The organism is Microvirga zambiensis WSM3693 (genome assembly GCF_016735695.1).
Lineage (GTDB): Bacteria > Pseudomonadota > Alphaproteobacteria > Rhizobiales > Beijerinckiaceae > Microvirga > Microvirga zambiensis.
The window spans coordinates 1-15910 of the sequence record NZ_JAERQD010000028.1 but is presented as its reverse complement, the minus strand read 5'-3'; the positions used below and the strand labels follow the sequence as shown (position 1 = coordinate 15910).

The 15910-nt window shown below is 56.7% G+C and carries 14 protein-coding genes; all 14 read left to right on the top strand.

Annotated elements, in window-relative coordinates; genetic code table 11:
* Positions 1 to 796: 796 nt before the first annotated feature.
* The 14 genes from JKL46_RS36895 to JKL46_RS19955 all read left to right on the top strand — a co-directional run bounded on the left by JKL46_RS36895 (position 797) and on the right by JKL46_RS19955 (position 15533).
* Entirely contained in the window at positions 797 to 1591 is a 795-nt protein-coding gene (locus JKL46_RS36895; RefSeq protein WP_201836470.1) for an SDR family NAD(P)-dependent oxidoreductase, read from the top strand.
* Between the two features lie 85 nt (positions 1592 to 1676).
* Positions 1677 to 2672, top strand: a complete 996-nt coding sequence (gene dctP / locus JKL46_RS20015) for a TRAP transporter substrate-binding protein DctP (protein ID WP_201836467.1) — start codon at positions 1677 to 1679, stop codon at positions 2670 to 2672.
* An 83-nt stretch (positions 2673 to 2755) separates the two neighbouring features.
* Positions 2756 to 4315 (top strand): class I adenylate-forming enzyme family protein, encoded by a 1560-nt coding sequence (locus tag JKL46_RS20010; protein WP_201836452.1) that lies wholly within the window; start codon positions 2756 to 2758, stop codon positions 4313 to 4315.
* A complete protein-coding gene (locus JKL46_RS20005; protein ID WP_201836449.1) occupies positions 4305 to 5432 on the top strand; it encodes an NAD(P)H-dependent flavin oxidoreductase in 1128 nt (375 codons plus the stop codon). The genes JKL46_RS20010 and JKL46_RS20005 overlap by 11 nt, the downstream gene beginning before the upstream one ends.
* A gap of 196 nt (positions 5433 to 5628) precedes the next feature.
* On the top strand, positions 5629 to 6069 hold the full coding sequence (locus JKL46_RS20000) for a PaaI family thioesterase (RefSeq protein ID WP_201836446.1): 441 nt from the start codon (positions 5629 to 5631) through the stop codon (positions 6067 to 6069).
* A gap of 45 nt (positions 6070 to 6114) precedes the next feature.
* Positions 6115 to 7233 carry a CaiB/BaiF CoA transferase family protein gene (locus JKL46_RS19995; protein ID WP_201836443.1) on the top strand — a complete coding sequence of 373 codons (1119 nt, stop codon included), beginning with the start codon at positions 6115 to 6117 and terminating at the stop codon, positions 7231 to 7233.
* 114 nt (positions 7234 to 7347) lie between these two features.
* Positions 7348 to 8559: a thiolase C-terminal domain-containing protein gene (locus JKL46_RS19990; protein ID WP_201836441.1), complete on the top strand. Its 1212-nt coding sequence runs from the start codon at positions 7348 to 7350 to the stop codon at positions 8557 to 8559.
* A gap of 2 nt (positions 8560 to 8561) precedes the next feature.
* On the top strand, positions 8562 to 8987 hold the full coding sequence (locus JKL46_RS19985; RefSeq protein WP_201836438.1) for a Zn-ribbon domain-containing OB-fold protein: 426 nt from the start codon (positions 8562 to 8564) through the stop codon (positions 8985 to 8987).
* Positions 8988 to 9239: 252 nt separating this feature from the next.
* Positions 9240 to 10178, top strand: a complete 939-nt coding sequence (locus tag JKL46_RS19980; protein ID WP_201836424.1) for an amidohydrolase family protein — start codon at positions 9240 to 9242, stop codon at positions 10176 to 10178.
* Positions 10179 to 10233: 55 nt separating this feature from the next.
* Positions 10234 to 10758: a TRAP transporter small permease gene (locus tag JKL46_RS19975; protein ID WP_201836420.1), complete on the top strand. Its 525-nt coding sequence runs from the start codon at positions 10234 to 10236 to the stop codon at positions 10756 to 10758.
* Positions 10759 to 10806: 48 nt separating this feature from the next.
* Complete coding sequence (locus JKL46_RS19970) at positions 10807 to 12120, top strand: TRAP transporter large permease (RefSeq protein WP_201836417.1); 1314 nt, start codon at positions 10807 to 10809, stop codon at positions 12118 to 12120.
* 87 nt (positions 12121 to 12207) lie between these two features.
* Entirely contained in the window at positions 12208 to 13125 is a 918-nt protein-coding gene (locus JKL46_RS19965) for a 3-hydroxyacyl-CoA dehydrogenase NAD-binding domain-containing protein (RefSeq protein ID WP_201836414.1), read from the top strand.
* Positions 13122 to 13844 carry an aspartate/glutamate racemase family protein gene (locus tag JKL46_RS19960; RefSeq protein ID WP_201836411.1) on the top strand — a complete coding sequence of 241 codons (723 nt, stop codon included), beginning with the start codon at positions 13122 to 13124 and terminating at the stop codon, positions 13842 to 13844. The genes JKL46_RS19965 and JKL46_RS19960 overlap by 4 nt, the downstream gene beginning before the upstream one ends.
* Positions 13845 to 14099: 255 nt before the next feature.
* On the top strand, positions 14100 to 15533 hold the full coding sequence (locus JKL46_RS19955; protein ID WP_201836409.1) for an aldehyde dehydrogenase family protein: 1434 nt from the start codon (positions 14100 to 14102) through the stop codon (positions 15531 to 15533).
* Positions 15534 to 15910: the final 377 nt, after the last annotated feature.

Sequence of the window (15910 nt, the reverse complement as noted above, 5' to 3'; positions counted from 1 at the left end):
AGCCAGGAGATTACCGGGTAGGCACTCGCCACTAGAGCGGAGTTATTCAACAACTTGACTGAGATAAACCGTGTTCCAGAGGACTTTGGCGGTGATCGCCCGCTTGAGCCCGGAGGCGAGCTAGCGCTGATTCTTCCGTGGTAAATCCACGGCTCATGTATACGGCTAACTTGACCCTTTCCTCACGATGCTTCCCATCACCTCACCATTCCAAAGGCGGACCTAGACGCCCGATACGAAGTGGATCAGGCTGCTGGTTGGAGGATGCAACGTAATAAAGGCTTTTTTCGAGCCCGTTTGTGCGTACCTGTCGAAGGAACCGGCTCATTCCCCGGATATCAGTGGATACTGCTCAGCCGGCCTCAACTCAATTGGGAGCACTCACGGCTTCGGCGCGCAGGTGCTGTCTACCTCCTTCGCGTCGAACCTGCCTTTCGCCAGAAACAGCCAGCATTAGCATTGGAATACCCTAACTTAGCGCTGCTTAGGAATGTAGGACCGGATAGTGACGATGTGAGCACCTCGCCGTGTCCCAGGCGATCGCCCGCACTAAGACAAATACACTATCTGCTACCTAAGCTCAGATACGAAAAATCTAATATAAGGCGGGACTGGCTCGTAGGATGATTACTGCGAGGGCGCTCCCCGAACCAGAGGGATGAGATGAGAACATTTAGCTGTTTGGTCTCCGTTTGCACGATCCATGAGACAACTACAATGGCCAGCTATGTAAGGCCGGCCTCTAGCTCCACGGAGTCTAGCAGAAGGGATGTGACTGATAAGTCGGGCACAGGCCATGAGTGACATTGAGCGACTGCTTCGTCTCGACGGACGAGTTGCAGCTATTACTGGCGGCGCGCAAGGTATCGGGCTCGCAATTGCACGACGGCTAGCCCAGGCTGGAGCCAAGATCGCTCTCGGTGATTTGAGCGGAGCCTCGGCGCAACAAGCAGCTGAGACCCTTGCAACTGAGTTAGGGGAGCACGCGATCGGCTTGGCTCTCGATGTCAGAGACGAGAAGTCAGTAGTCTCCTTTGCGGATCAAGTCGAGGCAACCCTTGGGCCCATCGCAATTTGGGTGAACAACGCTGGCATTTACCCAATTCGTCATCTGGTAGACATGGACGCTGCAGAGTGGGATCTCGTAAACGACGTCAATCTTCGTGGCACGTTCCTTGGCGCTCGTGAGGCAGCGCGCCGCATGATCCGCTCCGAAGCAATGCCTGGAAGAGTGATACTCAATATCGCGTCGGTGTCGAGCTGCCGGGGGCGCCCTGGGCTCGCACATTACGTAGCAAGTAAGCACGGCGCGCTCGGATTGACACGAAGCCTCGCTGTAGAATTGGGCCCTCGTGGGATCCGCGTTCTGGCCGTCGCGCCTACGCTCGTCGTGACGCCCGGCCTTACAGAGCGAAAGGAATCGGGGGGGCGCGATGTAGAGAATCTCGAAGTATCTGTAGCCAACGGACTGCCACTCGGCCGCATTGCGCAACCCGACGACGTTGCAAACGCTGCACTCTTCTGCGTCAGTGACATGGCTTCACTTGTCACAGGATCTACAGTCTTCGTAGACGCCGGTGCCACGGCTTGATCATACTGCTGCGTGCTGGACTTGTTTAACTTGGAAAGCGACCGCAGACTCGAATGGTCGCTCCGCAAAAGCAAAGAGGGATAAAATGAAGAAATCAAGTTGTTTGCTCTCAGTCTGCGCCATTCTGTCGGCATCGCTAATTGCCAGTTCTGCGCAAGCCAAGGTAACGCTGCGAGCATTAACCTGCTACCCGTCGAATGCGCCGCAGGAAGTCGACTACAAGCTGTTTCTTAAAATGGTCAATGAAACCGGCGGAGGCGTCGTCCAAATCCAACCCATCGGCGGTCCGGAGGTAATCCCTGCAACGGAATCGGGGACGGCCCTCTCCAATGGCCTGTTCGATGTGCTGTTTTGCCCGCCTTCCTATTATGCCGGACGCTTTCCGGAGGCTTGGGCGTTCGCTGCCAAGCTGCTGCCAGCGGACGAAGTGCGTCGACGCGGCGGAGTAGAAATCTACGATAAGCCTCTCAATGAGAAGATGAATGCGAAATTCATTGCCTTCGCGGATGGCGCTGCAGGATTGACGACCTTTTCATCGAGGAAGATTGCTCTTCGTGAAGACGGCCTTCCAGACCTGACGGGGCACCGTCTGAGAACTGCCATCACCTATACGCCACTTTTTAAGGCCTTGGGAGGCACCCCTATCACCATGCCGCCGGGCGACGTGTATACGGGACTCGAGCGTGGCCTTATTGATGGAACAGGCTTTAATATCCTCGGGGTAGATACACTTGGGTGGGACAAGTTCTTGAAGTACATCGTACTGCCTCCAATGCAGAAAGGCAGCACTATCGTCTCCATGAACCTCAAAAAGTACAATTCGCTCTCTGATGAAGAAAAGGCGGCCCTTCGGGATGTGGCACCGAAATATGAGGCTGCCCTTGAGAAGCAAATTGCAACGCTCGAGCGAGAGGCGGCGGACAAATACCGCAAGAACGGCATGACTATTGTGCAATTGTCTCCTGAGGCCGGACAGAAGTTCCAGAGCTTATGGCTTGAGGAATACTGGAAGGTGGTGGAATCAACCAAGGGATTAACTTCAGACCTTGGTGCAATTCGCAAGAGCTTTGCCGGACCCTGACGGGACGCATAAGCTGCACCGGAGCTCGCCTCGAAAAGCGGCGAGTTCCTTCCAACGTAAGTTCCTCCAAAGGGATGAGGTACTTGAACTACTTTCAACTATTTGCTCAATCGGCTGCAACGCACCCGGAATGCCTTGCTATCGTCGACGATGCGCGCGAGTTCACATATGCGCAAATGATGCGGGAGTCATCGCGGACCGCCGCATGGCTGCGTCAGCTGGGTCTTCGCAGCGGGGACAGCCTTATCGTCTTTGCGGCTAACCGTGCGGAGCACATATTCCTGCACTTGGCCTGTGCCCAGATTGGGGTAGTGTTCACACCAGTGCATGCTTCCTTCCGTGCTCGTGAAGTGGGTTATGTCCTCCAGTCGTCCAGGCCAAAGGTTGCCTTCGTCGATGCTGCTACGATCGATATCCTGACCGAAGCGATACAGCAGTCAGACGTTTCTCCTAAGCTTGTTTCCTTTGACCCTTTACTAGAGCGCCCTGAAGTGGGCTCATTTCTCGACGGATTTCCCGAGCAGCAGCAGGTTACGTCCGAAGACCTGCCGAGCGGGACCCCGCTAACAATCCTCTATACCTCCGGAACGACCTCGATGCCGAAGCCCGTTCTGCGATCGCACGGGGCGGATACATGGAGTGTGCAGAACTATGTGAGGGGATGGAATTTCGAGGCTGGCGATCGAGTTTATGTGCCCCTGTCGCTCGCCTGGGCCTGGGGCCTTACCGTCATGAGCATGTCTGCTCTCGCTTCCGGAGCAACGCTTTTCCTGGACAAGAGCTTCAATCCGGTTCGTGCTCTTGCTGCAATCGAAAAGCATAGAATTACAACATTTGCCGGATCAATGTCGATGTACGGCATGTTACTTGACGTTTTGCAGCGAGAGCAGTTCCAAACGAGCAGTTTGAAGAAGATGTTTGTTGGGGGAGAGCCCCGGAATGAGGCAATGGTTGCAGCGGCCGAGGCGCACTTCGGTCAAAGACTTTATGAAGGTTACGCACTCAGCGAATGCTTCCCGCATTTGGTTACCAGTCCGGAGCACGATGTGAATGCCCCGGTAGGAAGCCTTGGTCGGCGGGTCGCTCCTGAGGCACAAATCAAGCTGGTTGATCCAAACGGGGTTGAGGTAGGGAGAGGAGAAGTCGGCCAAGCTCTCATCAAGAGCCCAGGGTGCATGACTGAGTACCTGAATGAGCCCGACATGACCGCGGAACGATTGACGCCGGAGGGCTGGCTTCGGACTGGAGATCTTCTGCGCGAAGATGAGAACGGATACTTTTTCTTCGCAGGTCGCTCAACAGACATGATTGTCCGCGGCGGCGCGAACATCTCTCCCTTGGAGATTGAAGCAGCGCTTCTTGAGCATCCTACGGTCAAAGATGTTGCCGTGGTAGGAATACCGGATCCGGTGAAGGGCGAGCAGATTGTCGCGCTTACTGTGTTGCGAGAGAACGAGATTGTATCTGAGCAGACGCTCCTTGCATTTCTCGAGGGCGCTCTCGCGCGATACAAAGTTCCCCAACGTCTCATCATTCTTGAGGACATTCCTGTCGCCGCTTCAGGGAAGAGAAGCCGGAAAGCGTTGCGGGAACTCGCCATTCAGATTCTTCAAAAGACAGAGGCCAGAAAACATGCAGACTGAACTTTGCAAAGCTCTTGGAATTGACTTTCCGATATTTGCCTTCAGCCACTGCCGGGACGTGGTGGTGGAAGCCAGCAAGGCAGGGGCCTTCGGTGTGCTTGGCGCGGTCGGATTTACGCCCGAACAGTTTGCCCGGGAGCTCGACCGGCTGGACGAAGCGGTTGGGGATCGACCCTATGGCGTCGATGTTGTCATCCCAGCCCACGACGTGCCCGGCGCTGAGAAAGATCCAGAAACCCTCCGACAGGAGCTGTTCAATAGCATCCCTCAGGAACACCGACAGTTCGCCAAGAAGGTTTTGGCGGAGAGCGGCGTTCCCGAGCTTCCGGAGGGGGTCAAGCACGAAGGCGAGTATCTTCTGCGTTCTACAGCAGCAACCGCGCGACGGCACGTGGAGATTGCTCTCCGGCATCCGAACGTGAAACTGATTGCCAACGCACTCGGCGCGCCACCACCAGATCTCGTTCAGCAAATCAAAGCCAGCGGGCGTTTGGTAGCAGGTCTGTGTGGCGATGCACTGCAAGCCAAGAAGCACGCGGATCAGGGCGTAGACATCATTGTTGCTCAGGGATCGGAGGGCGGCGGGCACACCGGCGAAATAGGTTCGATGGTGCTCTGGCCCGAGGTTATAGATCTAGTCCATCCAAAGCCGGTACTCGCCGCGGGAGGCATAGGAAATGGACGACAGATAGCAGCCGCGATCAGCATGGGGGCTGAAGGTGTATGGACAGGATCGCTTTGGCTCACGACCACCGAGTCTGATCTAACCGATGTGCAGAAGGAGTTACTTTTAGCGGCTCGTTCAAGGGATACGGTTCGCTCCCGTTCCCTGACGGGAAAGCCTTGTCGCATGCTACGTAACAAGTGGACGGAGGCATGGGACTCGCGGGAATCTCCTGGCACGCTTCCACTCCCTCTACAGGACCTCGTGGCAGCGGAGGCAACGTCTCGGGCCAAAGCGTATCCCCAAAAAGCGAGAGACGTCACGATCAATCCCGTCGGCCAAATCGTAGGTTCGCTTCATGAAATCCGGCGAACTCGGGACGTCGTCCGAACACTAGCAGAAGAGTACCTTGACGCTGTCGAACGGTTGAACCGAGTTACGGGCTTTGAGTGAAGGCCAGACTCTGAGAAGTGGACTTGCAGGAGGGTGCCTGCCCTCCACCGCAAAGCCACGGCTATATGCTCGTCACCAGCCATGAATGATCTAGCCGTGGTTCTTTAGGCCTTTAGGCGCGTGAATTTGACCAATTCCTGTGCGCCCGTCGGAGACGGGCGCACAACCAATGTGGCACAAAGCGCAGGGTGAGACTATGGATGAAGATCTGGCAAGGGCAGCCTTCGATCGGGCGATAACATCGTACGAGCCCGAATTCGGAGTCTTCTTTCTTGCACGTTTTCTCGACCTCCACATTGACTACCCTGACGAGCGGTGCGTGATCGAATTTCCTGTGCATGACTTCCTTTTCAACCCGCAGGGGTCACTACATGGAGGCATCATCGCCACGGTGATGGATATTTCCATGGGGCACCTCCTGCGGCACCATTACGGGCAAGGTGGCTCGACTCTACAGCTAAACATCCAGTATGTCCGTGCGCTGCGGAAGGGAACGGCTCGATGTGAAGCTAGCTTTGTCCATCGTGGCCGCAGCATCGCTTTCCTGCAGACTAAGCTATATGACGCGCCCCTCCGGATCGCCGCATCCGCCACCTCTACATGGAAAGTTCCGATGCCCGCGGGTGAGCGGAACTGACGTCGGCCCCTGCTGCGCCGCGTGCGTCTTGATAGGAACACGCATATGTCGAAGCTCAGTTCATTTCTGCGCGGCCTCAAGGTCATTGATGTCTCGCAGTATCTCCCCGGCCCATTCGCGAGCCTCTTGCTCGCTGATATGGGTGCCTGCGTTCTGAAGATCGAGCCACCTACGGGAGACGAAGCCAGGCGCTTCGGCGCTTGCTTTCCCGATGGCACCCCGGCCTTCCACGAGGCTGTCAACTCCGGCAAGTTCATCGCCTTGCTCGACCTCAAGTCGGAGGATGGCAGAGCCTGCTTTCTCGAATTGGCGGCAAAAGCCGATGTCATGATCGAGGGTTACAGGCCCGGTGTGATGAAAAAGCTGGGATTGGACTATCCGGCTATTCGAGAACGCAATCCCGATATCATCTATTGCTCCATAAGCGGATACGGGCAAGATCGAACGAACCGAGCCGGGCATGACGGGAACTACCTCGCCGAGGCTGGAGTGCTCGACCGAAATGGGAGCAGCGAGCCGGTCCTGTTCGATCCGCCCCCTGCGGATCTCGCGGGCAGCTTCTTTGCGGCAACAGCAATTCTCGGCGCCCTTCACGGACGCAACCGCGGACTAGGCGGTTGCCACATAGATCTGGCGCTGGCCGACTGCGTCCATCCACTACAGATCAGGGAACTGGCCGAGTATGCCGTAAGTGGGACCAGCCCTCGCCGAGGCCACTCCATCTCCAGCGATAGCCTTGCACGCAACCGCGTCTATTTGACTGGAGCAGGCTACCACGTCGCCTTTTGTGCGCTCGAGCCAAAATTCTGGGAAAAATTCTGTGAGAGGGCTGGACGTCCGGCCTGGATTACCCGGCTGTCCGACCCGGTCCCGCAGCAGGCTCTTGCCCATGAGATTGGCAGCTTTCTGCTCGGCCTGTCGGCAGCAGAGCTGGCGCCCTTGCTGGATGATCCCGATCTATGCATGTCCCGCGTCTACACCCTGGAAGAGGCCGTTGACCGTGCCTCCGCAAGCGGGCGGGGATTGCTCCTGGAGAAGGAGGGCAGGGTCCAAGCCCTCTTTCCGGCTCAGCTGGATGGCCAAGCTCCAGCGCCCCGGGTCGCACCTTTATCCATCTCGGATCTCCACGGGGTCGGATGGGAGAGTTTGATCTCCTCGTCCTAAAGTTTGCATTGGCAGATCATGATTTGTCCGCAGGCCAAACCGGTCCAGTCTTCTGACAACGCGGGGCTCCAAAACGATGGATGCCCCTGAGCCGTAAACCACGGGGTAATTGCAATGACGGGCATACAGAAACTGTCAAATGTGGCGGCGATTGTGGGAGCCTATGAGCATCCCACTCGCTATGCCCCAGATAAAAGCGAATGGCAGTTGTTGGGCGAGGCCTCTCGAGGCGCCATCCTCGACGCAGGCCTATCAAAGGATCACATCGACGCGTTGTTTGTGCCGGCGACAGCGTCCGAAGGAGGCTATCTTGGCACTTGTGCCTCCGTCATGGCTGCGGATTACCTCAATCTGAATCCGAAATTCATCGAGGAGACGGATATCGGCGGGGCTTCGCTCGGCTACTATGTGAACCGTGCGATTGCCGGAATTCATGCTGGCCTATTTAAATGCGCTCTGATCGCCTACGGCGCCAATACTCGCTCCCGTAAGATCAATGTCGGGACAGTTTCCTATAATCAACTGAGCCAAGTCGAACTGCTTCCCATTCCTGATTCGTTTGAACAGATCTACGGGACGACGGTAATCTCGTTCATGGGCATGCTGACCCAGCGTTACATGCATGATTACGGCGTCACCTCCGAGCAGCTCGCAGCTGTGGCCGTTACCTTTCGGCAGCATGCAAATCTCAACCCGGATGCTGCCCGCCGCGATCTGATCAGCATCGAGGATGTGATCAACTCGCCAATCATTGCCTCCCCGCTCCATCGGCTGGATTGCTGCATTGTGAGTGATGGAGCAGGCGCGATCATCGTAGCCGACAAGGACATTGTCAAAGAATCGGCAAAGCAGCCGGTCTGGATACGGGGGTTCGGCGAGTCTATCATGCACCATGGCGGCGGCCTGACCGACTGGTCTGAAGAAACCCGCGCGATGGTCAAGCGGGCCTGCGACCAAGCGTACCAGATGTCGGGTACGACGTCGGCCGACATGGATGTTGCACAAATCTACGACGCATTCTCTTACAATGCTGTAATTGATCTCGAGGGGGCAGGGTTCTGCGGACCGGGAGAAGGAGCGGCATTCTCTGCCGACGGCAACTTACGCCTCGAGGACGGCAGTATTCCGACCAACACTGATGGTGGCGGGTTGTCGTCTAACCACCCCGGACGTCGGGGCATTTTCCTGTTCATCGAGGCAGTAAGGCAATTGCGCGGTGAAGCGACGGGACGCCAGGTCAAGGACGCCAAGGTGGCGCTCTGCACTGCCACTGGCGCAGCATTCCTCGCGCGCCGCGGATCGGCCGCACACATTCTGGGAGTATGATCATGAACGTAGAAAGCCAGGAAAGTTGGACAGGTTTGCTCCCGACGCTGTGCCCTGAGACACAGCCGTTTTGGGACGCCTGCAATCAAAACAAATTTATCGTCCAGAAGTGTCAAGCCTGCGGCAACCCACAGTATCACTATCGCGCGTTCTGCTGTCACTGCTGGTCCGAGGCCGTCGAAGATCGGGCTATTGAAGGCACCGGGACAGTCTGGACCTTTTCTGTCGTCAATCGCAACCTGACCCCCGCCTTCGCTTCTTGGGGACGATACGTCGTTGGTGTTGTCGAGGTACCGGAGGGAGTGAAAATCGTTACGAAGATTGAGACCCCTGATCCAGACTCCGTACGCATCGGAACACCCGTTAGGCTGGCCTTTGCACGAGCGGAGAACGGCCAGAACATCCCCTTCTTCCGAACAGTGTCCTAGGCGGTGATCAGGATCGACTGCGGCTCAAAGGCAAGATGATGAGCCAGACCGGTCGGTGAGCGCCAGAGTTGTGCATACTGAACTTTGCTCCTCATCGGCCATTCCGTGCTTGGACGGATGATCGTTTTGAATCCACGTAAGTTGAATTAGCAAAACAGCAGTCGGTCCGAGCAATCCGGCCTCATAAGATAACCGCAACCCGAAACCGGCTGAAACAGCCACGATCAAATTGAATGTGAGATGAGGTTGTCCATGATCATCGATCCCCACGTCCACGTACTTGACTACGGGCACTGGCCAAACGAGTGGTGGGACTTTGTCGCAGCCGATTGGGCATCCAAAGAGCCCGGGCGTACTCCGGAGATGGTGCGGGATCGCATCGAGGCCGGACTCGTCGATCCCGATGGTTCACGCCTGATCGAGCATATGGACGAGGCCGGTATCGACCTCTCGGTTATCCTGCCCATCGATTGGGGACCTGATTTCCACGCTGAAAGGTCCATTGAAGAAATCAATGAACATGCGCTGGTATGTGCTCGGCGGTATCCGAAGCGGTTGCGAGCCTTCGCTGGGATCGATCCGCGACGAGACCACGCGGCCGAGCGCCTCGACCGGTGGCTATCCAGCGGGGATTACAAGGGCCTGAAACTTTACCCGAACTGCGGCTTCTATCCTGACGACACCCGGGCAAGGACTCTCTATGAAGTGTGCTTGGCTCACGATGTGCCGGTGCTTTTTCATACGGGGGATCCGCTACCGGTGCTGAGCCGTGAATACGGACGCCCGAAGCATTTTTGGAACGTCGTCCGCGACTTCCCATCTCTGAAACTTATCCTAGCGCACGCTGGGGCGCCTCACGAGTTTGATGAAGCGCTCGCCGTCGCGACTGCGTCAAATGCCGCAATCCTGGAAATGTCAGTCTGGCTATGGGATGACTCCAATGACACGGCTGAACTCAACACCGCTCAGATGGTAACGCGCGCGAGGGATCAAATCGGGATCGAACGGGTCATGTTTGGAACTGACCATGTTTCCGGCAAGCGCATCAGGGAGCCCGGTTTCCTACCCAAGGTAACCGATATGTTTAACAGGCTTCCAGAGACGGCACGCAGGATTGGGCTAAGCATATCGCCAGAGGAGCATGATGCTTTCATGGGCGGAAACGCCGCGCGTCTGCTAAAGCTTACGTAATGCCTTTGCGGCGATCAACGATGGTTCATCGCCCTTCCACCCGGGAGTTCCGAGTATGATTGAAACCGTCAAACCTACTCATCCCCTATGGCGCGCCTTTGATTGGGTGGTGAACGCATGTGCGGCGCTCGCCTGTCTGGCAATCTTCAGCGTGTTCACTAGTGTAATCTTTGACGTCGTAATGCGCTACTCGGTAAGTTCACCTCCGCCATGGCCAGTTCCGGTTACCGAGTACGCTTTGCATATAGCAGTTATGTTTGGCGCACCATACGTGCTGCAACATCGCGGCCACGTCGTAGTTGACGCATTCCTACGTATACTTCCAGCTCGCTGGCAAGCAATCCTCCTGACTGTTTCGAAGCTTCTTTGCGTTGCCGGCTGTACGGCTTTTGCGCTGCTGGCTTGGCGTATCACATGGGTTAGCGTTGTCATGGGGTACGATGACGTTCGCGCAATATCAGTGCCTGAGTCTGTCCTTTACGGTCCGATGGCGATTTCCTTCACGCTCATGTCGTTGGAGTTCTTTCGCTCTCTCTTCGACGCTTCTCCCGAAGCGCTCGGCGCCGCTGCGGACGTGTGATGTCCTCTGCCGATTTGGCCGCTGCTTCCTAACTTGGATTTAAAGACCATGGACTGGCTCTACACTTTCATAGCCTTGATCGGATCCGTGATTGCCTTGGGGGCAATTGGCGTCCCAGTCGCGTTTGCGTTTCTCCTGGTCAATTTTGGAGCCGCGTTCCTTCTCATGGGCGGACTGGCGGGTGTCCAACAGGTTGTTTCGAACGCCTCGTCATCGATATCGATCTTCTCCCTCGTTCCCGTTCCGATGTTCATGTTGATGGGCGAGCTTTTCTTCAGGACTGGCCTTGCACCCCGTGTTTTCGACGCTCTAGACAAGCTTCTTGGACGCATTCCGGGTCGCCTTTCGTTTCTCACAGTCGGCGGGGGCACTTTGTTCGCAGCTCTTTCAGGATCGAGTTTAGCGAACACTGCAATGATGGGTTCCTTGCTCGTTCCAAACATGGTCGCCCGTCAATACAAGCCCAAAATGATTATGGGTCCTATCATGGGCGCGGGCGCCTTGGCTGTGCTCATTCCGCCCTCTGGTCTTACCGTACTATATGGAAGCCTATCAAATATCGACATCGGCAGTCTTCTGATCGCAGGTGTAGGGCCTGGTCTGCTGATGGCTGTGCTCTACTGCGTCGTGATCATTCTTCAAATGTGGTTCGATCCAGAGGCTGCTCCCGCCTACGCCGAAGCTCGTGAACCACTCGCTTCGCGTCTCTGGTTTGCAGCGCAAAACGTTCTTCCGATGGGAGTAGTGATATTTGCAGTAATCGGTCTCATATTGCTGGGAGTAGCCACTCCTACAGAGGCCTCGGCCTTCGGCGCGCTGTCGGTAATCGGGTTGGCCGCCGTGTATCGCCGACTAACGATTAACGTCGTGGTGAAGTCGCTCATGGGTGCCATGCGGTCCACGTCGATGCTACTTCTGATCCTCCTGAGTTCGACCACCTTCGCCCAGGTTATGGCATTCTCGGGAGCAAGCAGCCAGATGGTGAGCTTCGCAATGTCGTTTGATCTCGCGCCGTTCACGATCCTCATTATGATGTTGTTGGTCCTATTGATACTGGGCATGTTTATGGACCAAATTTCGATGATGATGCTGACTTTGCCGATCTATCTACCGATAGCCAACACCCTCGGTTTCGATATGATATGGTTTGGTATGATGCAACTCATCGTAATCGAATTGGGAATGTTGACCCCTCCATTCGGCTTGCTTCTGTTCGTGATGATGGGGTCCGCCCCTGCAGGAACTACATTTGGCAGTGTAGTGAAGTCAGTCGTGCCGTACGTGGTGGTTCAGATAATCGTCGTAGCCCTGATCATGTTTATTCCCCCGATTGCGACAGGCTTGCCCAGCCTCATGCGCTAAGCAGGCCGTATACCTTCGTCAACCCTCGACTGTTTTTTACAGCTGAGTTGCGCGATGAACGGAAGAAAACCCATCAAAGAGCCACCAATGAACAACAATGTGGTCGCCGTAATTGGCTGCGGCCTGATCGGCCAGAGCTGGTCCGCGCTTTTTGCCTGCTACGGCTATGACGTGAAGGCTTGGGATCCGGCCCCAAACTGGGTCCCTGAGTTTCAGGCTGCCGTCGACAAGGCGCGCGAACAAGTGCGTGCCTTGCATGGCGGCTCGAACGCAGAAGGCACGATTACAGCCGCGAGTAGCCTCGAAGAGGCCGTTGGCTGCGCATTCTGGATTCAGGAAAATGCGCCGGAGTCCGTGCCGCTTAAGATCGATCTGTACAGCCGGATCGAGGCTGCCGCCAAACCTGAAACAGTGATTGCCAGCAGCACCTCGTCGCTGACGTGGTCGGAACTGTCAACACATTTTTCGCATCGCGACCGTTTCGTCACTGCGCACCCTTTTAACCCACCGCACCTGATGCCGCTTGTGGAACTTTACGCGCCCGACGCTTCCACGCGATTGAGGGCTGAAGGCTTCTACAACGGGTTGGAGCGGAAAGCCGTTGTACTGTCCCAGGATGCCGTCGGCCATATCGCTAACAGACTCGCATCAGCGCTTTGGCGCGAAGCAGTGAACATCGTTGACCAAGGGATCGCGGACGTGAGCGCGGTAGATACAGCCCTCGTCCACGGACCGGGCCTCCGCTGGTCCGTGGTCGGCGCTCATATGGCCTACCATCTTGGCGGCGGCGCGGGAGGGATTGAGCATTATCTGAAGCATCTGGGGCCCAGCCAGGAGCGACGCTGGTCAACTCTTGGAAATCCGAAGCTTACCCCCGAACTGTGTCGTCGTATCGTCGATGGTGTCATGGAGGAAGCAGCGGGCCAGTCCGTCTCGGAACTCGAAGCCTCGCGTGACGCGGGCTTGATGCGGGCATTGGCTGCCCGGGCCGGAGGTAGGTCGTGATCGCGTCCCGGGTTGCCATGATTCATGCATTGGAAGAGTCCGTCGCCCCAGCGCGCGCAGCCTTCGCCCAAATGTGGCCCGAAGCATACTGCTTCGACCTTCTGGACACGTCGCTCGCTGTCGACCGCGCAGAAGCTGGAGCGCTCGACAATGCGATGATCGGCCGCTTCCGGATGCTTGCCGACTACGCGGCGTCGTCGTACGGGCGTGGCGGCCGGACCGCGGCAATCCTGTTCACATGCTCTGCCTTCGGTCCAGCCATCGACGCGGTCAAGACCAACACCGCCATTCCCGTTCTGCGCCCGAACGAAGCGGCATTTTCGGAGGCGCTGGACCTCGGATCACGCTTCCTGATCGCGGTCACATTCGGACCGTCGCGCGAGTCGCTGGAAGCTGAGTTGCGCGCGATGGCGCGCGCTGTTGGCAAGACCATTCAGATTGAGACGATAATGATCGAAGGTGCGCTTGCGGCATTGAAGGCTGGCGACGGAGATCGCCACGACACGCTCGCCGCGGCGACTATCGAGCAGCACGCCGCTACTGTCGACGTTGTTATTCTTGGCCAATTCTCGCTTGCACGCGCGAAGGCCGCCATCGAACGACGCATCGGGTCAGTAACGGTGATCACCACGCCACACAGTGCTGTCAAGGCAATCCGCAGGTTGACCGACGGTGCTAGGTCAACCATTCGACAAATCGGGGGGACACAGGACGCATGACCATGTCTTCTGTTGCTGTCATCCAGGACTTCAGATTGATCTTCGGTGTGAAGTTCAATGCCCATATGGCTGCTCTCAATTCGTTCGGTTCCAGAACGATCCTACTCGGTCTCTCCCTTACTTAACTTCAAACTCATCTCGCCACTACTCGGTGTCTAACGCGCAGAGATAACAAAGCCGTCGAACCCCGCTCTGTGGCATTTAAGGCACCCCCTTTTTGTCACTTCGCGACCTGGCCAGAATTCGAGGAATGACATGTTAAATCGCAATCTTATTGCTGGAGAGTGGACTGCGGGGAGTTTCGCAAGCCGTAACACCAGTCCGAGCGACATCTCCGACCTGATTGGCGAGTATGCTTCAGCCGATGCCCAGGACGTCGACCGCGCGATTGAGGCGGCGGCGGCGGCCTTCCCAGGTTGGTCACGCGCCACGCCAGAGTTCCGCTCGGACATCCTGGATAGGGTGGGCACAGAGATCCTAGCTCGGCAGGAGGAGATCGGGCGGATCTTGGCACGCGAGGAAGGGAAGACGTTACCTGAAGCAATCGCTGAGGCTTCCCGCGCCGGCCGCATCTTCCGCTACTTCGCTGGCGAAGCGTTACGCCTCGAGGGCGAGCGCCTCGACTCCATTCGCGCCGGCATTGAGGTCGAAATTATCCGTGAGCCCGAGGGAGTTATCGGGATCATTACGCCCTGGAACTTTCCAATTGCCATCCCCGCATGGAAAATCGCGCCGGCCTTGGCCTATGGTAATACTGTGGTGTTCAAGCCCGCGGACCTTGTACCAGGCTGCGCATGGATTATCGCCGACGTGCTTCATCGTGCAGGCATCCCGTCCGGTGTCTTTAACCTCGTAATGGGTAAGGGCTCGATCGTCGGTGAAGTGATCGTCAGGTCACCGCGTGTACGCGCGGTCAGCTTTACGGGTTCCGTCCCGACAGGTAGGCGTATTGGTGTTGAGTGTATGGAGCGCGGCAAGAAAGTCCAGCTTGAACTGGGCGGCAAGAACCCGCTGATCGTCGCCGCTGACGCTGACTTAGACGTCGCCGTCAACGTTGCCCTCAACGGCTCTTACTTTTCTACGGGACAACGCTGTACTGCGTCCAGCCGCCTGATCGTGGATGACGCCATTCATGACAAGTTCGTGGAGCACTTGGTCGAGGCGATGGGACGTCTGAAGGTCGACAACTCATTGAACCCAGGAACGGACGTCGGGCCGGTGGCCAGCCAGTCGCAACTTGAGCAAGACCTCAAGTACATCGACATTGGGCGGGCCGAAGGCGCCAGGCTCGCCTTTGGCGGCGAACTGATCAAGGCTGAGACCGAGGGTTATTTCCTCAAGCCGGCTCTGTTCGTCGATTCCACGAACGAGATGCGTATAAATCGTGAGGAGATCTTCGGCCCGGTCGCGTCGGTGATCCGAGTGAAGAACTACGAGGAGGCCGTTGCCGTTGCCAACGACACTGAGTTCGGTCTCGCGTCTGGCATTAGCACAACGTCGCTCAAGCTTGCTTCGGATTTCAAGCGCCGATCCCAAGCCGGCATGGTGATGGTCAACGTTCCCACTGCAGGGGTTGACTACCATGTGCCCTTTGGTGGCCGGAAAGCCTCCTCCTATGGGCCACGGGAGCAGGGCAAGCACGCGCGCGAATTCTATACGAGCTTGAAAACAGTCTATGTCCAATCCTGACAATTAGAGAGCAAAAACTGGTCAGGCTGAATGCAGAGTCGCGCTTGCCGGCAAGGCGATTCTGAGTTCGCTCCCAAGCTGAGACAGCGGTGAGTGGTCTCATCACACTGTGTTGACGATCTCATCGACGAGATGTTGGGGATCGAGACGTTTGTCTTTTTCATCAACCACGATAAGCTGGCTTACCTCAGCCACTTACGTAAACGCCTCGCCGGTGTGCCACTCCACACAACTGCAGTTCGGAATTCCGGCGCTACTGCTAGGGCCTCAAGGCGGCGAAAGATGCGATCTAAATTATTGAGTCGTCCGTGAAGAATCCCGATCTCATTGGGACGATTGGGAGATCCGGCGAGTTGAAGAATTCGACTTTGCAGGAT